We start from the raw sequence: 22,832 nt of genomic DNA, 5'->3' as shown, positions 1-22,832 counted from the left end.
CCCACGAACCACTCGGGGTACCTGGACGGGTACGTGACGGCCTGGCGGATCTCCCAGGCGATCACGACCGCTCCCGAGGCTCCCAGCAGCAGGAACGTCGTGACGGAGGCGCCCCGGCCGGGCCGGGTGGGCGGCTGCTCGTGGAAGTCTCGCGGCGGTCTGCGGCCCGCCCCCGCGGTGACGATCAGCGCCGACCCGGCCGCGAGCGCCACGAAGGCGCAGATCAGGGCGCGGGTCCGGAGCTCGTCGGGGAATCGGTGTCCATCCCGTCGGCGCCGATGTTCCAGAGCCCGGGCAGTCGCACCGCGAGAGTGGTCACTCCGGTGGCGACCAGGGCGGCCGCGGCCACCGTGGACCGCACTGCGGCGACCGCGGCGACCACGTACACCACGAGCATCGCCACATCGATCGCCGACGTGGCGGGCCCGACTTTCGGTCGGGCGTCGACGTAGCCGGCCCAGTACCGCCACAGTTCGCCGGGATCCCCGACGGCCCTGACATCCCGCACGAGCCAGCCCGCGACGGTCACCGCGAGCACAGCACACAGGACGGCACCGGTGGCTCTTGTCCCGCGCGTGAGTATCACGCCTGCGATATTCCACCGGGTCCGGTCACCCGACAAGGGGGACGCCGGAACCCCGGTTGAAACGGGTAACCGGCCGGAGGGACATGACAGCCCCCCGACCGGTTCACGGCACCCGCACGGCCGTACGTTGTCCATGCTGGCGCGTTCGTATATCGGACCTGCGACGGTCAAGTTGCCCGCGCGTTAACGAATCCGGGGTGGTTCCCGGCAACGGTCAGCCCAGTTGGGCGCCTCCGGGCGGGGGCGGCGGTCCGTCGCCCCCGCCCGTACCGTCGTCGGGTGCAGCGGGCTCCTCCGGCCCGCCCGGTTCCCCGGGCTCCACCGGCTCCGTCACCGGCGTCTCCAGCAGCCCCTCCGGCGGAACCACCTGCTTCTCCTCCGCGAAGTGGCACGCCGAATCGTGTGCGGCCGGGGTGTCCGTCAGCCGGAAGACCGCCGGGACCGCGAGCAGCGGCACCTCGAGCTCGCACCGCTCCTGCGCCTTCCAGCAGCGGGTACGGAAGCGGCAGCCGGACGGCGGATTCGCCGGGGACGGCACGTCGCCGTGCAGGATGATCCGCTCGCGGTGCTCGCGCGCCATCGGGTCCGGCACCGGCACGGCGGACAGCAGTGCCTGGGTGTACGGGTGCGTGGGGTGATCGTAGATCTGCTCGTCCGTACCGATCTCGGCGAGCCGGCCCAGATACATCACGCCGACCCGGTCGGAGATGTGCCGAACGATCGAGAGGTCGTGCGCGATGAAGACGAAACTCAGGTTGAACTCCGCCTGCAGCCGGTCGAGCAGGTTGATGACCTGTGCCTGTACGGAGACGTCGAGGGCCGAGACCGGTTCGTCGGCGACGATGATCTCGGGGTTGAGGGCCAGCCCGCGCGCGATGCCGATCCGCTGGCGCTGGCCGCCGGAGAACTGGTGCGGATAGCGGTTGATGTACTCCGGGTTGAGGCCGACGACATCGAGCAGGTCCTGCACCTTGCGCCGCCACTCGCCCTTGGGCGCGACCTCGGGGTGGATCTCGTACGGCTCCCCGATGATGTCGCCGACCGTCATCCGCGGATTGAGCGAGGTGTAGGGGTCCTGGAACACCATCTGGATGTTGCGCCGCACGGCCTTCAGTGCACGCCCGGACAGCTCGGTGATGTCCTCGCCCTTGTACTTGATCGAGCCGGACGTCGGCTGTTCCAGATGGACGAGCATCTTGGCGACGGTCGACTTGCCGCAGCCGGACTCCCCCACGATGCCGAGGGTCTCGCCCGCGGCCAGCTCGAACGAGACCCCGTCGACCGCCTTGACCGCACCGACCTGCTTCTTGATCAGGATGCCCTGGGTCAGCGGGTAGTGCTTGACGAGGTCGATCACCTCCAGAATGGGTTCGCCGCCCGCGCGGATGCCCCCCGGTTCAGCGCGCATCGAGCGTCTCCTTCCAGAAGTAGCAGGCGCTCTCGCGGTGTTCGGCCACCTCGAACAGCGGCGGTACCTCGCCGCGGCAGATCTCCTGGGCCATCGGGCAGCGCGGGTTGAAGGCGCAGCCGGGCGGGATGTGCAGCAGGTTGGGCGGCAGCCCCCTGATGGCGTACAGCTCCTGGCCCTTCTGGTCCAGCCGCGGGATCGACCGGAGCAGGCCTTTGGTGTACGGGTGGGCGGGCGCCCTGTAGATCTCGTGGACGGGGGCCGACTCGACGATCCGGCCCGCGTACATCACGGCGATGTAGTCGGCGACGTCGGCGACCACGCCGAGGTCGTGGGTGATCAGGATGAGGCCCATGTTGAGCTCGCGCCGGAGCTCGGCGAGGAGGTCCATCACCTGGGCCTGGACGGTCACGTCGAGGGCGGTGGTGGGTTCGTCCGCGATGATCAGTGACGGTTCCAGCGCCAGCGCCATGGCGATCATGATGCGCTGGCGCATGCCGCCGGAGAACTGGTGCGGGTAGTTCCCGACCCGTTCCTTCGCTGCGGGGATACGGACCCGGTCCATCAGCTCGATGGCCTTCAGCTTGGCGTCCTTGCGGGACATGCCGCGGTGCACCGTGAACATCTCGCCGAGCTGCTCCCCCACGCTGAGCACGGGGTTGAGGGAGGACAGGGCGTCCTGGAAGATCATGGCCATCTGCTGGCCGCGGACCTTCCGGCGCTCCTCGGCCTTCAGTTTCAGCAGGTCGCGACCCTTGAAGAGGATCTCACCGCCGCTGATCCTCCCCGGCGGCATGTCGAGGATCCCCATGATCGCCTGCGCGGTGACCGACTTGCCGGAGCCCGACTCGCCGAGCACGGCGAGCGTCTCGCCCTCGGCCACCGAGTAGTTGACCCCGTTGACGGCTTTGGCCACCCCGTCCCGGGTGTGGAACTCCACGTGCAGATCGCGCACTTCGAGCAACATGGCAGCGGGCTCCTCAGCGCAGCTTGGGGTCGAGGGCGTCGCGCACCGCGTCGCCGAGCATGATGAAGGCGAGCACGGTGATCGCCAGCGCCCCGGCGGGCCAGAGGAGCATGTGCGGGGCGTTGCGGATGTAGTTGGCCGCTGCGGAGATGTCGATGCCCCAGGAGACGGCCGGCGGTTTCAGGCCGACGCCGAGGAACGAGAGGGTCGCCTCCAGAGAGATGTACGTACCGAGGGCGATGGTGGCGACGACGATCACGGGGGCCACCGCGTTGGGGGCGATGTGGCGGAGCATGATCCGGGAGTTGGAGGCGCCGAGCGCTCGGGCCGCCTGGACGTAGTCGTTCTGTTTGGCGGTGATGACCGAGCCACGTGCGATACGGGCGATCTGCGGCCAGCCCAGCAGGACGATGAAGCCGATCACCGGCCAGACGGTGGAGCCGGGCACCACGGAGAGGAAGACCAGGCCACCGAGGACGACCGGGATGCCGAAGAACACGTCGGTGAGACGGGAGAGGACCGAGTCCCACCAGCCGCCGAAGAAGCCGGCGAAACCGCCCAGGATGCCGCCGAGGAGCGAGACTCCGACGGTGGCGCAGACACCGACGGTGACCGAGGCCCTGGCCCCGTAGACCGTACGGGTGTAGACGTCGCAGCCCTGCCCGTCGAAGCCGAACGGGTGGCCGGGCTGGGAACCCTCCTGAGCCTTGCCCAGGTCGCAGTTGAGCGGGTCCTGATTCGTGATCAGGGACGGCCAGATCGAGATGATCACCAGGAAGAGGATGATCAGGGCGGAGATGATGAAGACCGGGTTGCGGCGCAGGTCGCGCCAGGCGTCGGACCAGAGACTGCGGGGTTTCTCCGCCGGTCCGGTCCCTTCGGGGCCGCCCGGGGTCTTCTCCAGGGTCTCCCCTTCCTCGATGGCGAGGCCCGTGCCCGCACCCGCTCCTCCCGCGGAGATCGCTTCGTCCGGCGTCTGCTCAGGCATAGCGGATCCTCGGGTCGAGTACGGCGTACAGGAGGTCGACGATCAGGTTGGCCGCCAGGAAGACGAGGACCAGGATGGTGACGAACCCGACGACGGTCTGGGAGTTCTGACGCAGAATGCCCTGGTAGAGCTGGTAGCCGACGCCGTGGATGTTGAAAATGCGCTCGGTGACGATCGCCCCTCCCATCAGGGCGCCGACGTCCGTACCGATGAAGGTGACGACGGGGATCAGCGAGTTGCGCAACAGATGCCGGATGACGACCCGGCGCCTGGGGAGGCCCTTGGCGACGGCGGTACGGACGTAGTCGGCGCGGGCGTTCTCGGCGATCGAGGTCCGGGTGAGCCGGGTGACGTACGCCAGGGAGACCGAGGCGAGGACGAGCCCAGGGACGAGGAGTTCGTTGAACGGCGCCTCCGAAGAGACGGACGGATCGATGATCCCCCATCTCACGCCGAGGAGGAGCTGGAGCAGCAGACCGGTGACGAAGGTCGGGACGGAGATGACGACCAGGGTCAGGATCAGCGCGGTGGTGTCGACGGGGCGGCCCCGGCGCAGACCGGTGACGACGCCGAGGGTGATGCCGATGACGACTTCGAAGACGATCGCGATGATGGTGAGCCGGATGGTGATGGGGAAGGCGGTGGCCATCAGCTCGGTGACCTTCTGGCCGTTGAACGCGGTGCCGAAGTCGCCGGTGAAGACATTGCCCATGTAGGTGAGGTACTGCTGCCAGACCGGCTTGTCGAGGCCGAATTCCGCGCGGAGCCGGGCTGCGGTCGCAGGGTCGCACTGGCGCTCGCCGCAGAGACCCGCAATGGGGTCACCCATCACGTTCACCATGAGGAAGATCAATAGCGTGGTGCCGAAGAAGACCGGGATCATCTGCAGCAGCCGCCGGATCACATAACGTCCCATGAGGGGCTCCGGGGGTCGCGGGGGGCAGTTGCTCGGGGACGGGGAAGCCGGGTCCTACGTGACCTTGATCTGCTCGTACACCGGGACGCTGAACTGGTTCAGCGAGACATGGGTGATCCGGGCCGAGTGGCCCGCGCTGCCGTTCTGGTACCAGAGCGGGATGACGGGCATCTGCTCGGCGAGGACCCTCTCCGCGTCCTGGAACGTCGCGACGGCCTTGGCCTTGTCGGACTCGGCGTTCGCCTTGTCGATCAGGGAGTCGAACTGTTTGCTGCTCCACTTGCCGTCGTTGGACGAGGCGTTGGTGTAGTAGGTCGGCTGCAGGAAGTTCTGGATCAGCGGGTAGTCCATCTGCCAGCCCGCGCGCCAGGGTCCGGTCAGCTTCTGCTGGGAGACCTGGCTGCGGAAGTCGGCGAAGGTGCCGACCGGGGCGCCGACACAGGCCTTGTTGTTGCCCAGCGCCTTGTTGATGCTGTTGCAGACGGCGTCGACCCACTCCTTGTGCGAGCCGGTGTCCGCGTTGTACGAGATCTTCAGCTGGCCGCCGGGGATCCCGCCGCCCTCCTGGACCAGCTTCTTGGCATCCGCCGCGTTGTACTCGCACGGGGCACCGCAGAGCCCCTTCTTGAAGCCGCCCTGCTCGCCGAGGACCGGGGAGGTCCAGTCGGAGGCGGGAGTGCGGGTCTTCTGGAAGATCTGGCTGGTGATCTGGTCCCGGTTGATCGCCATCGACAGACCCTGCCGGACCTTGATCCCTCCGGGTGTGTCCCACTTCTTGTCGTAGAAGGGGAAGGCGATCGTCTGGATGATGCCGGCCGGGGTGTTGATGTAGCGGTCGCCGAGGTCCGCCTTGACGTTCTTCAGCTGCGAGGCCGGTACGTCGTCGACGAGGTCGAGGTTGCCCGCGACCAGGTCGGTGTAGGCGGTGTTGTTGTCCGTGTAGACCTTGAGGTCGATGCCGCCGTTCTGCGCCTTGTCGTCACCGGGGTAACCGTCCCACTTGCGCAGGCTCATCAAGGAGCCCTTGGTGTACTTCTCAATGGTGTAAGGGCCGTTGCCGACGGGCTTGGCCACCCAGGCGGCATGGTCGGTGAAGAAGGCCTTCGGCAGCGGTGCGAAGGCCGGGTAGCCGAGGGTGTCCGGCCAGAGCGAGAACTTCTGCGACAGCTTGACCGTGAAGGTCTTCGGGTCGACGACCTTGAGGCCGGAGAGCGTGGTCGCGGAGGCGTTGCCGGTGTTCGGGTGGACCTTGTCATAGCCGTCGATATATCCGAAGAAGTAGGCGTTCTTCTGATTGTTCTTCAGCAGGGCACCGTAGTTCCAGGCGTCCACGAACGAGTGCGCCGTGATCTTCTCGCCGTTGCTGAAGGTCCAGCCGTCCTTCAGAGTGATGGTGAAGTTCTGCGAGTCGGTGGACTCGATCTTTTCGGCCAGCATGTTCGTGGCCGCACCCGTCTTCGGGTCGTACTTCTTCAGCCCCCGGAAGACCATGTCGAGGACTTTGCCGCCCTGCACCTCGTTGGTGTTGGCGGGCTCCAGCGGGTTCTGCGGGTCACCCCAGGAGGAGCTCACCACATTGGCGCCACCGCCACCGCCGCCGCCCCCGCCGCCGCAGGCCGTCGCCGTCAGGGCAACCGCCACCGCGCAAGCGGCCCACTTGGCTTGTGTGGCTCCGCGCATGGAAAGCCTCCTTATCGGTCTTCATCGCATGTAGAGCCAAATATCACCTCATCAATGGACCAATGCATCAGCACTACGGCCGTCCGTGCGACCCCGTCACCGGAACGGCCGGATGCCCCCGCATAACGAAAATGCGTGGACGCACGACAGGGCGCCCGGAACCGTCTGGTTCCGGGCGCCCTGTCGTTGTATGCCCGTCGGGGCAGGATCACGCAGCGCCGACGACGTCCTTCTCCTCGGCGAAGTGGCAGGCCGACTCATGTGCGGCCGGGGTGTCCGAGGACTTGAAGCGCTCGGGAACCGCCAGCAGCGGCGTCTCCGTGGCGCACTTGTCCTCGGCCTTCCAGCAGCGGGTGCGGAAGCGGCAGCCCGAGGGCGGGTTCGCGGGCGACGGGACGTCACCGACGAGCACGATCCGCTCGCGGCCCTCGCGGGCCTCCGGGTCGGGAACCGGGACCGCCGACAGCAGCGCCTGGGTGTAGGGGTGCGTCGGGTGTTCGTAGATCTGCGTGTCCGTACCGATCTCGGCCATCCTGCCGAGGTACATGACGCCGACCCGGTCGGAGATGTGCCGGACGATCGACAGGTCGTGCGCGATGAAGAGGTAGGAGAGGTTGAACTCGTCCTGCAGCTTCTCCATCAGGTTGATGACCTGCGCCTGGACGGAGACGTCCAGGGCCGACACCGGCTCGTCGCAGATGATGATCTCGGGCTGGAGCGCGAGGCCACGGGCGATGCCGATGCGCTGGCGCTGACCGCCGGAGAACTGGTGCGGATAGCGGTTGATGTACTCGGGGTTGAGACCGACCACATCGAGCAGATCCTGCACCTTGCGGCGCCGGTCACCCTTCGGGGCCACCTCGGGGTGGATGTCGAAGGGCTCCCCGATGATGTCACCGACCGTCATACGGGGATTCAGCGAGGTGTACGGGTCCTGGAACACCATCTGGATGTTCCGGCGGACCGCCTTCAGCGCGTGCCCGGACAGCTTGGTGATGTCCTGGCCCTTGTAGAAGATCTCGCCGGCCGTCGCCGTCTCCAACAGCATCAGGAGCTTGGCGACGGTGGACTTGCCACAGCCGGACTCTCCGACGATACCCAGCGTCTCACCCTGGTGCAGGTCGAAGGAGATCCCGTCGACCGCCTTGACGGCACCGATCTGCTTCTTGAACAGGATGCCCTGGGTCAGCGGGAAGTGCTTGACCAGATCGCGCACCTGGAGAATCGGTTCGCCCTGCGCGACCGGCGCCTCGATGGCGGCCACGGTCGCCGCCTCGGTGGATGCGTCGACCGTCTCCACTTCGGTGACGTTCGGGGTGGCGTCCACGGACTCCTTCTTCATGTCAGCCATGGATCGTCTCCTTCCAGAAGTGGCAGGCGCTGCCGCGGCCGACCAGCTCGGTGCCGTCCTGCTCGGTCACCGGGCTGAGTACCGGAATGTCCGTACGGCAGATGTCCTGCGCGGCGGAGCAGCGCGGGTTGAACGCACAGCCCGCCGGGATGTTCTGCAGGTTGGGCGGGAGGCCCTTGATCGCGTACAGCTCCTGGCCCTTGTGGTCCAGGCGCGGGATCGACTGGAGCAGACCCTTGGTGTACGGGTGGGCGGGGCGCTTGTAGATCTCGTGGACCGGGGACGTCTCGACGATCCGGCCCGCGTACATCACGGCGATCTTGTCGGCGACGTCCGCGACCACACCCAGGTCGTGCGTGATCAGGATCAGGCCCATGTCGAGTTCGCGCTGAAGCTCCGCCAACAGTTCCATCACCTGTGCCTGCACCGTCACGTCGAGCGCGGTGGTCGGCTCGTCGGCGATGATCAGGTCCGGCTCCAGGGCGAGCGCCATGGCGATCATGATGCGCTGGCGCATACCGCCGGAGAACTCGTGGGGGTAGTCCCCGACACGCTGCTTCGCGGCCGGAATGCGCACCCGGTCCATCATCTCGATGGCCTTGGCCTTGGCGTCCTTGCGGGACAAGCCGAGGTGCGACCGGAACATCTCCCCGAGCTGGAAGCCCACGGAGAGAACCGGGTTGAGCGAGGACAGCGCGTCCTGGAAGATCATCGCCATCTTGGCACCGCGCAGCTTGCGGCGCTCGTTCTCCGGCATGGACAGGATCTCCTGGCCATGGAAGAAGATCTCGCCACCCGCGATGCGGCCGGGCGGGCTGTCCAGAATGCCCATGATCGCCTGCGCGGTGACGGACTTGCCCGAACCGGACTCACCGAGCACGGCGAGGGTCTCGCCCGCGTTCACGCTGTAACTGACACCGTTGACCGCCTTGGTCACGGTGTCGCGGACCTTGAACTCCACGTGGAGGTCCCGGACTTCGAGCAGCGGGGCGGCCTTGGCCGGTCCGCTGCCGACGCCGGCTGTCTCGGCGCTGGTCATGTCATCACCTTCGGCTTGCTTGCTCAGCTTGCTTGCACTCATCGCGGTGCCTCACCGGAGCTTCGGGTCGAGTGCGTCGCGCAGACCATTGCCCAGCAGAACGAAGCCGAGCGCGGTGACGACGATGGCAAGGCTCGGATACGTCCACATGAAGTCCTTGACTCCCATGAAGTTCCGGCCGGCCGCGATCATATTGCCCCACTCGGCGACCTCGGGCGGTACGCCGACGCCGAGGTAGGAGAGCGACGCCTCGGCCACGATGGCGATACCGACGTTGCTGGTCGCGTAGACCAGAACGGCCGTCAGCGAGTTGGGCAGGATGTGCTGGCGGATGATCCGGAACCGGCTCGCGCCCAGTGCCCGGGCGGCGTGCACGTAGTCCATCTCGCGCACCGAGAGGATCTGGCTGCGCAGCAGACGGGCAAAGGTGGCCCAGGAGAAGATACCCAGCGACAGCACGACGGGCAGCACTCCACGGCCCATCAGCAGAATGACGACGATGGCGCCGATGAGCAGCGGAAACGCGAAGAAGATATCCGCGACACGCATGATCACCGAGTCGATGGCGCGGCCGAAGTAACCGGCCAGGGCACCCAGGATGATGCCGATCGAGCAGGCCACGAAGATCGAGGCTATACCGACGATCATGGCGATCCGGCTGCCGTAGACGAGACGCGACAGCTGGTCGCGGCCGAGCGCGTCGGTCCCGAGCAGATGCTCTCCGTTCGGCGCCTGAAGGGTGTTGGTGAGGTCCTGCCTGAGCGGATCGAACGGCGCCAGGAGAGGCGCGAAGATCGCGACCAGGACCAGAACGACCAGGATGACGAGACCGACGACAGCGAGCTTGTTGGCGAGGAAGCGGGCCCGGATGTCGGCCCACTGGCTCACCCGCGCTACGGCGGGTTCGGCGCCCGCCGCCGCTGTGCCGGGTTCGGCCACCGCCGGCCCCTCCTTGCCCGTGACGAGTTCAGTCATGGTGTAACTCCTATTTCGGACGACTCGGCCGGATCAGGCGAGGCGGATACGCGGGTCAAGGGCGGCGTAGAGCAGATCGACGATCAGGTTCAGCACGACGAAGACCGCCACACCGATCGTCACGACCCCCACGATGATGGGGTTGTTGTTCTGCTGGATCGCGTTGACCAGCGCCAGCCCGATGCCGTCCCAGTTGAAGATCGTCTCGGTGATGATCGCGCCGCCGAGCAGCGATCCGAAGGAGATACCCACGTAGGTGACCACCGGGATCACGGAGTTGCGCAGGATGTGCCGGAAAAGAACCGTGGCGCGGGGAAGTCCCTTGGCCACCGCGGTCTTGACGTAGTCGGCACCCATCACTTCGAGCATGGTGCTCCGGGCGATCTGCGCCACCAGAGCGGCGTCGATGATCGCCAGCGTGAACGCGGGCAGGATCAGTGAGTTGACGGTGCCGTCGGAGATGAGCGGGAACCATCCCAGCTGGACCACGAAGATCCACTGCATGATCATGCCGAGCACGATGGATGGCACGCCGATGGCCAGGGTGGTGGTGAAGGTGACCGACACGTCCCAGATGGAATATCTGCGCATCGCGGCGATCACACCGGCCGCGATACCGATGATCACGTCGAAGATGATCGCGACGACGGCCAGCTTCGCGGTGTTGACCAGCTTCGGACCCAGGATCTCGGTGACCGGGCGTCCCTGGGTGTAGTCCTGGCCCAGGTCGCCGGTGGCGAGCTTGCCGACGTAGGTGCCGTACTGCACGACCAACGGCTTGTCCAGGCCGTACTGCTTGTGGAGCTGCTCGATGACAGCCGGATCACGCGCCTTGTCGCTGCCCGCGATCTGTCCGACCGGATCGCCCGGAAACACGAACAGACAGGCGAACAGCACCAGGGTCGCGCCCAGGACGACCACGACCAACTGGCCGAGCCGACGGACCACATACCTTCCCATGACTTACCTCTCTACCTCACTGCGCCTACCAGAGCAGTGCCCTCGCCCCGGATGCGGGGGGGTGGGATTTGGGGGGCGGGGCGGTGGATCGCACCACTCCCGACGGGCATCGGGGGCCGTGGCGCTGAGCGCATGCTCAGCACCACGGCCCCCAATTTCGGTGCCGCTTTTGAGCGGCGACCGGCTACTTCAGGCTCAGCTCGGCGAGGTTCGGGTCCTCATGGAAGTCCATCTTGACGTCCGCGAACTTCTTGGTGTTGACGAGACGCAGCTGGTGACGGTTCCACAGCGGGATGAGCGCGACGTCGCCCATCGCGACCTTCTCGGCCTCCTTGTAGATCTCGTTGCGAGCAGCGAGCTCCTTGGTGCCACGGGCCTTGGCGAGCAGGTCGTCGAACGTCTTGTTGCTGTAACGGCCACGGTTGTCACCGGTGACCTTGCCCGACTCGTCCTTGTTGATGGACGAGGTGGACAGCAGCGGGAACAGGAAGTTGTCCGGCGTCGGGTAGTCCGCACCCCACGCGAAGCGGTAGGCGCCCGTGGCCTTCGGCTTCTGCTGGTCGGCGAGGAGCTCGGCGAAGGGCTTGCCCGTCGCCTTCACCTTGACGCCGAGGACGTCCTCCAGCTGCTGGGCGATGGCCTGGATCCACTCCTCGTGGCCCGCACCGGTGTTGTAGCCGATGTCGATGGTGGTGCCGGGCTTGAGACCGGCCTCCTTCGCCAGCGCCTTGGCCTTCACCTTGTCCTGCTTGACGCAGGAGGTGCAGAGGTCCTTGGTGTAGACGTCCTTGAAGACCGGCGGCAGGATCGTCGTCGACTTGGACTGCATGCCCTGGAAAACACCGGCGATGATGGCGTCGCGGTCGATCGCGTACGACACGGCCTCGCGGGCCTTCACCGACTTCAGCGGTCCGTTGTCGGTGATCGGCAGGAGGTAGTTCATGCCGTTGGTGTCCTGCTCGAGCCACTCGCCCTGCGGGTCGTACTTGGCCTTGGCCGGAGCGAGCTGCGGGGTGGGCATACGCGCCCAGTCGAACTGGCCCGACTGGAAGCCCTGGTATTCCAGGGTCGAGCCGTTCTGGGAGTTGAGGATCGAGATCTCGACCTTGTCGAGCTTCGCCTTCGCCAGACCGTAGTCGTCGTTACGGACGAGCGTGATCTTCTTGTTGTGCTCCCACTTGCCCTGCATCTTGAAGGGGCCGTTACCGATGGGAGCCACGTTGTACGCCGCGTTCTTGGCGTCACCGGCGGCCTTCGGCACCGGGCTGAACACGGTGTGGGTCGTCTTGATGTCGAACTCGAAGTCCGGCGCCGAGAGCTTCACCTGGAGGGTGTTCGCGTCCGGGGCGCTCAGGCCCGACATCGTCTCGGCCTTGCCCGACTGCACGTCGTCGAAGCCCGCGATGCCGGCCATGTGGTAGGCGACGTCGGAGGCGGCCTTCTTCTGCGCGACACGGTTCCAGCCACGGATGAAGGACTCGGCGTCCACCACTTCACCGTTGCTGAACTTGGTGCCGGCCTTGATCTTGAAGGTCCAGGTCTTGCCGTCGTCGCTGACCTGCTTCGACTCGGCGAGCACGGGGATGACCTGGCCATCGGCCGTGGGCTCGTACAGACCCGAGAAGAGGTTGTCCGTGACCAGGATGCCCTCGGACTCCTGGGCGTTGTACGGGTCGATCGCGACAGGCTCGGTGATGCCGAGACGGAACGTACCGCCGGCCTTGCCCGAGCCCCCCTTCTCCTTGCCGGAGCCGTTGTCGTCGTTACCACCACAGGCCGTCGCAGCCAGGGCGATGATTGCCGCCCCCGCGACCCACTTGGCGCTCTTGGCACCACGCATGGGTTTCCTCCTCATGAGTCCACTTGTTCACTGCAAGAGGGGGCAACCGATATCGCGCCGACACCCCTGACGGCGAAGATCCGTTACCCCAGTGTGCTCGTGAGTCGGCGCTCCCCAAGGCGCGTGACCCATTGACCCGAGCTCAATGGAGCCAACTATTAAGTACGACCGGACTGTAAACCACACTTAAAGGGTCTCGGTTTGACAACATCAACAGGTCGCGGGCGGCCGAAATCTGGACAAAGCGATCCCAGACAGACACTCCCGAAACGGACCGTTAACACGCGTTCCGGAGAGCGACATCCGATAACCGGACACACGGCTCACAAAAAGGAGTTGTGCACCGCCGAGCGCAGCACCCTGTCGCACCTGGGGGGGCACGGGCGTGCAGAGGTGCCCCGCAGACCCGCGTAAGCGGATCGGCTGGGCACGCGCACGGACACGGCCGCCCGGGTCGCAGATTGCCCGCCCGGCGCCGGCCGTGGTCGTCGGCACAATCACCGACGCCGAACCGGCAAGCGCGGTCGCAGCGGCCGCCGAAGCGATTCACATCCTCACGGTTCCCCATTCCGGTCCTGTGCGGACGACGCGGCCACGCCATCACCCTCTGCATCGACCACCCCGTTGCCCACGCGAATCGCGAATGATTCACATGTGCAATCTCAACTCCGTCGGTCGATGCGCCGACGCCGATCCTGACAACCCAACGGGGCCACAGGATCAGCCATTTGAGGAACCTTTGAGTTTCGATGGTGACAAGCGTATGCTTCCCGATCGGAAATATGTGGGCAGCAGCGTGTTCCCAGTCGCGGATATCCGGCTACCTGTGCGGCCTGGAGAGACAATTCGGGAGAAGCAGCCGGAAAAGAGGCATGGCCCCCGCACGCAGTGCGGGGGCCATGCCTCATGTCTGACGCATCGTCCGCCCGGTCCGACGGACCGGACCGGGCGGACCTGCGGCGGGTCAGCGCTTGGCGCGCGACGCGGCGCGGCCGCGCTCCTTCTGGTCCAGGACGACCTTGCGGATACGAACGGTCTCCGGGGTCACCTCGATGCACTCGTCCTCGCGGCAGAACTCGAGGGACTGCTCCAGCGACAGCTTCCGGGCCGGCACCACGTTCTCCGTGGTGTCCGCGGAGGCGGCACGCATGTTGGTGAGCTTCTTCTCCTTGGTGATGTTCACGTCCATGTCGTCGGCGCGGGAGTTCTCGCCGACGATCATGCCCTCGTAGACCTCGGTGCCTGCCTCGGTGAAGATGACACCGCGCTCCTGCAGGTTGACCATGGCGAACGGCGTCACCGAACCCGCGCGGTCCGCGACGAGGGAGCCGTTGTGGCGGGTGCGCAGCTCGCCGAACCACGGCTCGTGGCCCTCGAAGATGGAGTGCGCGATGCCCGTACCGCGGGTCTGCGTCAGGAACTCCGTACGGAAGCCGATGAGACCGCGGGACGGAACGATCCACTCCATGCGGACCCAGCCCGAACCGTGGTTCGTCATCGTCTCCATGCGGCCCTTGCGGGTCGCCATCAGCTGCGTGATCGCACCGAGGTGCTCCTCGGGGGAGTCGATCGTCATGCGCTCGATCGGCTCGTGCGTCTTGCCGTCGACCTGCTTGGTGACGACCTCCGGCTTGCCGACCGTGAGCTCGAAGCCCTCACGGCGCATCTGCTCGACGAGGATGGCCAGCGCGAGCTCGCCTCGGCCCTGGACCTCCCAGGCGTCGGGGCGCTCGGTGTCCAGGACGCGGAGCGACACGTTACCGATCAGCTCGCGGTCGAGGCGGTCCTTCACCTGACGGGCGGTGACCTTGTGGCCCTTGCCGCCCTTGCCGACGAGCGGCGAGGTGTTCGTGCCGATGGTCATCGAGATGGCCGGCTCGTCGACCGTGATCAGCGGGAGCGCGACCGGGTTCTCGGGGTCGGCCAGCGTCTCGCCGATCATGATGTCCGGGATACCGGCGATGGCGCAGATGTCGCCCGGGCCCGCCTTCTCGGCCGGCTTGCGGGTGAGCGCCTCGGTCATCATCAGCTCGGTGATGCGGACGTTGGACATCGTGCCGTCGCGCTTGATCCAGGTGACGGTCTGGCCCTTGCGCAGCTCACCCTGCTCGACGCGGCAGAGCGCGATACGACCGAGGAAGTTGTCGGCGTCCAGGTTGGTGACGTGGGCCTGCAGCGGCGCCTCGTCGTCGTACTCCGGAGCCGGGACGTGCGCCAGGATCGTGGTGAAGAACGGCTCCAGGTTCTCGCTGTCGGTCGGGACGGTGCCGTCCTCCGGCTTGGTCAGCGAGGCGACGCCGTCACGGGCGCAGGCGTAGACGATCGGGAACTCGATCTGGTCCTCGTCCGCATCGAGGTCCAGGAACAGGTCGTACGTCTCGTCGACGACCTCGGCGATCCGGGAGTCGGGACGGTCCGTCTTGTTGATGCAGAGGATGACCGGCATCTTCGCGGAGAGTGCCTTGCGCAGCACGAAGCGGGTCTGCGGGAGCGGGCCCTCGGAGGCATCGACGAGCAGCACGACCGCGTCCACCATCGAAAGACCGCGCTCGACCTCGCCGCCGAAGTCGGCGTGGCCGGGGGTGTCGATGATGTTGATCGTGATCGGGTCCCCGCCGTCCTTGGGGTGATACTTCACCGCCGTGTTCTTGGCGAGGATCGTGATGCCCTTCTCACGCTCCAGGTCGTTCGAGTCCATCATGCGGTCGTCGAGGTGCTCGGCGGCGTGCGCGGCGAAGGCGCCGGCCTGCTTGAGCATGGCGTCGACCAGCGTGGTCTTGCCGTGGTCGACGTGGGCGACGATGGCTACGTTACGGATGTCGTGGCGCGTGGGCATGGGTGGCTTGCGCTTCTCTCGGATCGTGGGATCAGGCGTCTCAGTCGGTCTCAAGTCCTCGTACGCCCGCCGGGCGGACACGCCACGGCTACCCCCCATGGTACGGGGCTGGCGCCGTGGCGACTTCCCGGGCAAGGGTTACCGGCCGCTCACGGACGGCAACCGACGCCTCTGGTTTCGCGGGCCGCGGCCGGGGCGTTCTCGCCGAACGCCTGGTCACAGCCGACCACTCCGCTACCCGGAACACTCCGGTTCGCCACATGTCCGACGGTCTGCTCCCCTTTCCGCTCCCCCCGTGACGGAGGAGCGGAAATCGGCCTCGAACAGCCGGAGGGTGCTGTACGCCACATACGGGCCGCCCTGCCGCACGACGGCGCCCCTGTCCGCCGCGTTCCGGATCGGAGCCGTGTCGCCGCCCTGCGATACGGCGGGAGCTCACCTCTCTCGCCCTTCGTGTTTCTACCTCGGTGGTCGTGTCTTCCGGTGAATTTCACCGGCGGTCACGGACACGGTCCCTCCGGGGCAGCTCCACGCGGCAGTCGAGCGACTTCCAAGAGGGAGGGGATGCGCGGTCGTGGGGGTGTCGGCGCATTGGTTGCCCGGGTCAACAGGTGGCCACGACCTTGCCCGCCGAGCACCCGGCGGGCAAGGGAATTGAGCCGCTTCTGAGCCTTCCGTTGCGGTCCTGACCTGCTACTTCTTACGGTTCGCGGGGGAACCTGCCGCTTGGGGCTTCTTGAAGCCGATGTCCTGGTAGTGAGGGACTCCGAAGCCGAAGGCACCGACGTTCGCAAGCTTCTTGTTGGTGGCCACGAGCTGCGGGCGCTGATACAGCGGAATCGATCCTGCAGCGGCCCAGATCCGGGCGTCCGCCTGCCTCATCAGGTCCCGGGCAGCCCCCTCGTCGAGCTCGGAGACCGCCTGGTCGAAGAGCTGGTCGATGTGGTCCGTACCGATGCGGGTGTAGTTCTGCTCGACGAGCAGCGATCCGTCGGTGGCGGGCACCGGCTTGGCGAAGATCGGCCGGTCGTCGGTGGCCGGGTAGGCGGTGGCGGGCCATGAGTACAGCGCCAGGTCGTAGTCGCCCGAGGCGACATGGTCCTTGAAATAGCTGGCGTCCGAGACCTTGATGATCTCGGTGGAGATGCCGACCGAATCGAGCATGGCCGAAATCTTGTCCCCCACGGTCCGCAGCGACTCCGAGCCGGGTCCGGAGGGCAGGACGAAACGCAGGATCAGCGCCCTGCCGTCCTTGCCGAGGGGGCCGCGGACTCCGCCCGCGGCCCTGGCCGGGGCCGCCGGAGCCGCAGTCCCCGCGGGGGCGTAGGCGCCGGCGGCGCCGCCCGGCCCGCGTTCCTGGGCGGTGACCTTCTCGCGGGTGACCTCGGCAGGGCCGGTGTCGACGACGGCGCGGGCGTAGGCGTCCGAGAAGGTTCCCGCCTGGCGCAGCAGGGCGGCGCTCTGGACGGCGGCGGCCGGAGCGGGGGCGAGGATGTGACCGGCCCCTTCCGCGTCGCCCGGCTTGTCGTCGCCGCCGAGGATGTGCCTGCCGTCGCCGCTGGTCGGCTGGTGCTGCGCACCGGCGTCGTCCGACTTGCCGTCGCTCTTGTCCGCCTTCGCGGCCTTGTCCGCCTTCTCCTTTTCGGCCTTGTCCTTCGTCTTCTCGCCCTCGCTGCCTGCCTTCGTGCCGCCGGACTTCTTCGTCGCGCCGTCCCGCGTCCAGCCGGCGTCCGCCAGTAGCGCCTGCGACTCCTTGGTGTCCTGGTCGCCGAGCGCCCCGCTGTTGTCCTGGTAGCCGGGCTGTCCGGCCACTGCAAGGTGGCTGCCGAGCGGGGCGGCGGGCAGACCGAGCGGACTCAGTACGGCGTCGGCGAGCTCCTGGCGGTTCAGGGCCCGGGCGACCGCGCGGCGCACCCGGTCGTCGGCCAGTGGCCCGGACTCACCGTTCAGCGCGAGCTGGGTGTAGGCGGGCCCCAGGGACTTGCGGAGAACGTAGGCGCGCAGCCCGTCCTGCTCGGAGGCGTACACCTCGGCGGCTGCCCTGGTCTTCTCCCTGGCCGCCTGGGCGACCGCAGCCGCGTGCTCGTCCGAGCCGTGCGCCACGGCCCAGGAGCGCAGCGCGGCGGCCGGGCCGATCTCCGAGCCGGGGCCGTGGGTGAGCGGCTGCCCGTTGCCTCCCTTGTCCCGTCCCGCCGCCACGATCCGGTGCGCCGCCGCAGCATCGACATCGGCGACGTCGACCTTGCCCTCGACCAGCGCCGCGGTGCGGTCCTTCGGCTTGACCGCACGGAAGACGATCGAGTCGAGCTTGGCCTGGCCGCCCCACCAGCGCGGGTTGCGGACCAGGGTGATGGTGCCCCGTCCCTGGTCCACGCCGCGCAGCCGAAACGGTCCTGCGGTGGACTTGAGCGTGGTCCGCGCCCCGTCGTTGAATGCTGCCGGGGAGCTGGTCATCTCCTTGGGGTACAGCGGGGAGAAGAGGGAGCGCCAGTCCGCGTACGGCTTGGCGAACGTGACCCGGACTTCCAGGTCGTTGGCGCCGCGCTCGATCCGTTCGATCCGCTCGTAGCCGGCGTTGCGGGCGGTCCAGAACGCCGAGTCCTTGCCGCTGAGCGCCCGCCACTGGGCGACGAAGTCGGGGGCCCCGATCTCCCGGCCGTCGCTCCAGACCGCCTGCTGGTCGAGCCGGTAGAGCACGACCTGCTTGGGCTCGCGCTCGACAACCTTTGCGGAATTCAGATAGTCCCGGTTCATCTGCGGGGTGCCCTTGGCGTCGAGCGGAAAGAGCGTCGGCAGCAAAACCCCGGTGATGCGTGTGGTGGTGGCGTCGGCGTCCGCCTGGAAGGCGTTGAAGGTCGCGGGCATCGCGTCGATCGCCCAGTTGACCGTGCCGCCCTCGGCGACATGACCCCGGCCCGCGGGGGCCACGTCCTGCGGAACGACGGTGGCGGCGGTGGCCTGATCATCCGAACTGGTGCACCCGGCGAGCGCGGGGATCGTGAGCACACCCGCGACAAGGAGCGCGAGCGGGCGGCGCTTTCGGACCGTCCCGCGGGGGACGCCGACGTGGGACATGGCTGATACCTCCGGGGCCGGCCCGGCCCACCCGCACTCGAATGGACCAGATGATGCGTATTTAGTGGCATTTACTGTTGATCGCACTGATTCCGCTCATCCAATGAAGGCGCCCACGCGCGCGGGACAGCGCAGACACGGCGCGCAGCCCGCGAACCTCACCCGGGCGGCGGAGTGCCGAGCAAAGACAGGGCGGCCCGCTCCCTTCCCAAAGGTGGTGTGACGCGCGACACTCGCATGCGCATGAGCATTGCCGCCCGCGACCGCAGAGGTGAGAGCAAGTCATGTCACTGCAGGACGAGTTGACTGCTGTTCAGCGCTGCCTAGACGACCTGGCCCGCACCGTCGGACGGCTGGAGCGGAGCCTTGCGCAGCTGCGCGCGGCCGACGCCGGTCCGCAGCCACCCGGAGCCGCCGCCGGCACCGACCCCGTCGACGGCGTCATCACGATCACCGAGGCGCCGTACGACGCCACCTTGTGGACGGACTCGGACGACGAGGGTCTGGGCGTCCGCGGCAGGCACGCCCCCTAGGAGAGTTCCTTGGCCACCGGCACAGAACCAGGTACGGAACCATCTCAACGCAACGATCCCGTGCGGCGCGGCGCACGTACCGCCCGGCGGTCCGGCGTGCACGACGCCTCGCGGGCCGCCATCGCCGCCCGCCATCTGCGGACCGACCGCTGGTGGCTGGCGCCCGCGGTCACCGCGGGCGGGCTCCTCGCCTTCATCGTCTACTCGACCTGGCGAGCCTTCTCGAACGCCGACTACTACGCCGCCCCCTATGTGTCGCCGTTCTACTCGCCCTGTCTGGCGGAGAACTGCGCCCCCATGCGGCACGGCCCGAACTGGGAACTCTTCGGCAGCTGGTGGGGCCTCTCCCCCGCCCTGCTGATCCTGGTCTTCCCGCTCGGCTTCCGGCTGACCTGCTACTACTACCGCAAGGCCTACTACCGGGGCTTCTGGGCCTCCCCCCCGGCCTGCGCGGTCGCCGAGCCGCACAGGACGTACACCGGCGAGACCCGCTTCCCGCTGATCATGCAGAACATCCACCGGTACTTCTTCTACGCCGCGGTGCCGGTCGCCGGGATCCTCACCTACGACACCGTGCTCTCCTTCCGCGACGAGCACTACGCCTGGGGCCACATGGGCCTCGGCTCTCTGATCTTCCTGGTCAACATCACGCTGATCTGGGCGTACACCCTCTCCTGCCACTCCTGCCGGCACATCATCGGCGGCCGGCTGCGGCACTTCTCCAAGCACCCGGTGCGCTACCGGCTGTGGGGCTGGGTGGGCCGGCTGAACGCCCGGCACATGCTGCTCGCCTGGTCCTCCCTGATCAGCGTGGCGCTCGCCGACTTCTACGTGTATCTCGTCGCCTCCGGCGCCTTCGACGATCCGAGGTTTTTCTGAATGACTGAGCTCGAACGGCAGCAGTGGGACGTCGTCGTGGTCGGTGCCGGAGGCGCCGGGCTGCGCGCAGCCATCGAGGCACGGGAGCGCGGGGCCCGTACCGCGGTCATCTGCAAGTCGCTCTTCGGCAAGGCACACACGGTCATGGCGGAGGGCGGAATTGCCGCCTCCATGGGCAATGTGAACTCCGGGGACAACTGGCAGGTGCACTTCCGCGACACCATGCGCGGCGGGAAGTTCCTCAACCAGTGGCGGATGGCGGAGCTGCACGCCAAGGAGGCGCCGGACCGGGTCTGGGAGCTGGAGACCTGGGGGGCGCTCTTCGACCGTACGCCGGACGGGAGGATCTCCCAGCGCAACTTCGGCGGCCATGAGTACCCGCGGCTCGCCCACGTCGGGGACCGTACCGGCCTCGAACTGATCCGCACCCTCCAGCAGAAGATCGTCTCGCTGCAACAGGAGGACTACCGCGAGCACGGCGACTACGAGGCCCGGCTGAAGGTCTTCCAGGAGTGCACCGTCACGCGGGTGCTCAAGGACGGCGAGCGAAGCGGGGTGGGGGTCCCCCCCGGCCGAAGGCTCGGGGGGAGGGTCAGCGGCACCTTCTGCTACGAGCGTGAGTCCGGCCGCTTCTTCGTCCTCGAAGCGCCCGCGGTCGTCCTCGCCACCGGCGGCATCGGCAAGTCCTTCAAGGTCACGTCGAACTCCTGGGAGTACACCGGCGACGGCCACGCCCTCGCACTGATGGCGGGCGCACCCCTGCTGAACATGGAGTTCGTACAGTTCCATCCGACCGGCATGGTCTGGCCCCCGTCCGTCAAGGGGATCCTCGTCACCGAGTCGGTGCGCGGCGACGGCGGGGTGCTGCGCAACTCCGAGGGCAAGCGGTTCATGTTCGACTACGTCCCCGACGTGTTCAAGGAGAAGTACGCGCAGTCGGAGGAGGAGGGCGACCGCTGGTACGAAGATCCGGACCACAACCGCCGCCCGCCCGAACTGCTGCCGCGCGACGAGGTCGCCCGCGCCATCAACTCCGAGGTGAAGGCGGGCCGCGGCTCACCGCACGGCGGCGTCTTCCTGGACGTGTCCACCCGGATGCCGGCCGAGACGATCCGGCGGCGGCTGCCCTCGATGTACCACCAGTTCAAGGAGCTGGCGGATGTCGACATCACGGCGGAGGCCATGGAGGTCGGCCCGACCTGCCACTACGTGATGGGCGGGATCGCCGTCGACTCGGACACCGCGGCAACCGTCGACGTGCCCGGTCTGTTCGCGGCGGGCGAGGTCGCGGGCGGTATGCACGGCTCCAACCGGCTCGGCGGGAACTCCCTCTCCGACCTGCTGGTCTTCGGCCGTCGCGCCGGACTGCACGCCGCCGAGTACGCGAGCGCGATCGGCGATCCGCCGGTGGTGGACGAGGAGCAGATCGACGCGGCGGCGGCGGAGGCTCTGCGTCCGTTCAGCGCCGGGGACTCTGACGCCGTCGGGGAGCCCGCGGAGAATCCGTACACCCTCCACCAGGAACTCCAGCAGACGATGAACGACCTGGTCGGCATCATCCGGCGGGCACCCGAGATGGAAGAGGCGCTGGAGAACCTCGCCGCGCTGCGGATACGGGCGCGCCGCGCCGGGGTCGAGGGCCACCGGCAGTTCAACCCGGGCTGGCACCTCGCCCTGGACCTGCGGAACATGTTGCTGGTCAGCGAGTGCATCGCCCGGGCCGCGCTGGAACGCACGGAGAGCCGCGGCGGTCACACCCGCGAGGACTGTCCGACGATGGAGCGCTCCTGGCGGCCGGTCAATCTGCTCTGCCGGCTGTCCGAGGACGGTGCCCTGGCACCGGGCGGCCGGATCGAACTCGTACGGAAGACGACCGACCCCATCCGACCGGACCTGCTCTCCCTCTTCGAGAAGGAGGAGCTGGTCAAGTACCTCGCCGAAGAGGAGCTGTACGAGTGAGCGGCTACGAAGCCCGGTTCAGGGTCTGGCGCGGCGACGCCGACGGCGGTGACCTGCAGGACTTCTCGGTCGAGGTGAACGACGGCGAGGTCGTCCTCGACATCATCCACCGGATCCAGTCCGGCCAGGCGGGCGATCTGGCGGTGCGCTGGAACTGCAAGGCCGGCAAGTGCGGTTCGTGCAGCGCGGAGATCAACGGACGGCCGCGGCTGATGTGCATGACCCGCATGTCGGTGTTCGACCGGGACGAGACGATCACCGTCACTCCGCTGCGGGCCTTCCCGGTGATCCGCGATCTGGTGACGGACGTGACCTTCAACTACACCAAGGCACGGGAAGTGCCCGCCTTCGTACCACCGGAAGGGGTGAAGGCGGGCGACTACCGGATGCAGCAGGTCGATGTGGAGCGTTCGCAGGAGTTCCGCAAGTGCATCGAGTGCTTTCTCTGCCAGGACACCTGCCATGTGGTCCGCGACCACGAGGAGAACAAGGCGGCCTTCGCCGGACCGCGCTTCCTGATGCGGGTCGCCGAGTTGGACATGCACCCCCTGGACGCCGCCGCCGAGTCGGGACTCGACCGGAAGGCGACGGCGCAGGAGGAGCACGGGCTGGGCTACTGCAACATCACGAAATGCTGTACGGAGGTGTGCCCCGAGCACATCAAGATCACGGACAATGCGCTGATCCCGCTGAAGGAGAGGGCGGTGGACCGCACGTACGACCCGCTGGTGTGGCTGGGGAACAAGATCCGACGGCGGGAGGCTCCCTGACGCGGGAGCGGCGGTGGGGCGGGCCCGACAGTCTCGGTGGTGGGGCACCTGCGGCCGGCGGGGCGGCGGC

The 22,832-nt window shown here is 67.6% G+C and carries 17 protein-coding genes; 4 read left to right on the top strand and 13 right to left on the bottom strand.

From position 1 onward, the window contains the following. Positions 1-223: 223 nt before the first annotated feature. The 13 genes from AB0I23_RS26000 to AB0I23_RS25940 all read right to left on the bottom strand — a co-directional run bounded on the left by AB0I23_RS26000 (position 224) and on the right by AB0I23_RS25940 (position 18,621). Positions 224-586, bottom strand: coding sequence for a hypothetical protein (locus tag AB0I23_RS26000; protein ID WP_359112696.1), 363 nt, complete (start codon positions 584-586; stop codon positions 224-226). A gap of 214 nt (positions 587-800) precedes the next feature. Continuing rightward, complete coding sequence (locus tag AB0I23_RS25995; protein WP_359112694.1) at positions 801-1,994, bottom strand: ABC transporter ATP-binding protein; 1,194 nt, start codon at positions 1,992-1,994, stop codon at positions 801-803. Beyond that, positions 1,984-2,961, bottom strand: coding sequence for an ABC transporter ATP-binding protein (locus tag AB0I23_RS25990; protein WP_359112692.1), 978 nt, complete (start codon positions 2,959-2,961; stop codon positions 1,984-1,986). The genes AB0I23_RS25995 and AB0I23_RS25990 overlap by 11 nt, the downstream gene beginning before the upstream one ends. 13 nt (positions 2,962-2,974) lie before the next feature. Further along, positions 2,975-3,949 (bottom strand): ABC transporter permease, encoded by a 975-nt coding sequence (locus AB0I23_RS25985; RefSeq protein WP_359112690.1) that lies wholly within the window; start codon positions 3,947-3,949, stop codon positions 2,975-2,977. Continuing rightward, the gene (locus AB0I23_RS25980) at positions 3,942-4,865 is read right to left on the bottom strand and encodes an ABC transporter permease (protein WP_359112688.1); all 924 of its coding nucleotides are present in this window, start codon (positions 4,863-4,865) and stop codon (positions 3,942-3,944) included. The genes AB0I23_RS25985 and AB0I23_RS25980 overlap by 8 nt, the downstream gene beginning before the upstream one ends. Positions 4,866-4,919: 54 nt before the next feature. Beyond that, positions 4,920-6,545 carry a peptide ABC transporter substrate-binding protein gene (locus AB0I23_RS25975; protein ID WP_359112687.1) on the bottom strand — a complete coding sequence of 542 codons (1,626 nt, stop codon included), beginning with the start codon at positions 6,543-6,545 and terminating at the stop codon, positions 4,920-4,922. 208 nt (positions 6,546-6,753) lie between these two features. Continuing rightward, positions 6,754-7,896 (bottom strand): ABC transporter ATP-binding protein, encoded by a 1,143-nt coding sequence (locus tag AB0I23_RS25970; protein ID WP_359112685.1) that lies wholly within the window; start codon positions 7,894-7,896, stop codon positions 6,754-6,756. Further along, positions 7,889-8,935, bottom strand: coding sequence for an ABC transporter ATP-binding protein (locus AB0I23_RS25965; RefSeq protein WP_359112683.1), 1,047 nt, complete (start codon positions 8,933-8,935; stop codon positions 7,889-7,891). Before AB0I23_RS25965 ends, AB0I23_RS25970 begins: the two co-directional genes overlap by 8 nt. A 51-nt stretch (positions 8,936-8,986) precedes the next feature. Continuing rightward, a complete protein-coding gene (locus AB0I23_RS25960; RefSeq protein WP_359112681.1) occupies positions 8,987-9,910 on the bottom strand; it encodes an ABC transporter permease in 924 nt (307 codons plus the stop codon). A gap of 33 nt (positions 9,911-9,943) precedes the next feature. Further along, the gene (locus AB0I23_RS25955) at positions 9,944-10,870 is read right to left on the bottom strand and encodes an ABC transporter permease (protein ID WP_359112679.1); all 927 of its coding nucleotides are present in this window, start codon (positions 10,868-10,870) and stop codon (positions 9,944-9,946) included. A 184-nt stretch (positions 10,871-11,054) separates the two neighbouring features. Further along, positions 11,055-12,710, bottom strand: coding sequence for a peptide ABC transporter substrate-binding protein (locus tag AB0I23_RS25950; RefSeq protein ID WP_359112677.1), 1,656 nt, complete (start codon positions 12,708-12,710; stop codon positions 11,055-11,057). A gap of 964 nt (positions 12,711-13,674) precedes the next feature. Further along, a complete protein-coding gene (gene typA, locus AB0I23_RS25945) occupies positions 13,675-15,546 on the bottom strand; it encodes a translational GTPase TypA (RefSeq protein ID WP_359112675.1) in 1,872 nt (623 codons plus the stop codon). 693 nt (positions 15,547-16,239) lie between these two features. Continuing rightward, positions 16,240-18,621: an ABC transporter family substrate-binding protein gene (locus tag AB0I23_RS25940; RefSeq protein ID WP_359112674.1), complete on the bottom strand. Its 2,382-nt coding sequence runs from the start codon at positions 18,619-18,621 to the stop codon at positions 16,240-16,242. A gap of 284 nt (positions 18,622-18,905) precedes the next feature. Between AB0I23_RS25940 and AB0I23_RS25935 the strand changes: the two genes are divergently transcribed. From AB0I23_RS25935 to AB0I23_RS25920, 4 genes are read left to right on the top strand one after another with little or no spacing between them, the layout of a single operon-like run. Next, complete coding sequence (locus AB0I23_RS25935) at positions 18,906-19,154, top strand: hypothetical protein (protein ID WP_359112672.1); 249 nt, start codon at positions 18,906-18,908, stop codon at positions 19,152-19,154. Positions 19,155-19,163: 9 nt separating this feature from the next. Then, positions 19,164-20,033, top strand: a complete 870-nt coding sequence (locus AB0I23_RS25930) for a hypothetical protein (protein WP_436846998.1) — start codon at positions 19,164-19,166, stop codon at positions 20,031-20,033. Further along, positions 20,034-21,992: a fumarate reductase/succinate dehydrogenase flavoprotein subunit gene (locus tag AB0I23_RS25925; protein WP_359112670.1), complete on the top strand. Its 1,959-nt coding sequence runs from the start codon at positions 20,034-20,036 to the stop codon at positions 21,990-21,992. Beyond that, a complete protein-coding gene (locus AB0I23_RS25920; protein WP_359112668.1) occupies positions 21,989-22,762 on the top strand; it encodes a succinate dehydrogenase/fumarate reductase iron-sulfur subunit in 774 nt (257 codons plus the stop codon). Before AB0I23_RS25925 ends, AB0I23_RS25920 begins: the two co-directional genes overlap by 4 nt. The last annotated feature ends 70 nt before the right edge of the window (positions 22,763-22,832 follow it).

The organism is Streptomyces atratus, from assembly GCF_040655115.1.
Taxonomy (GTDB): Bacteria; Actinomycetota; Actinomycetes; order Streptomycetales; family Streptomycetaceae; genus Streptomyces; species Streptomyces atratus_D.
Note: the sequence above shows the minus strand (reverse complement) of the source record. Positions and strands in the feature narration are given on the sequence as shown.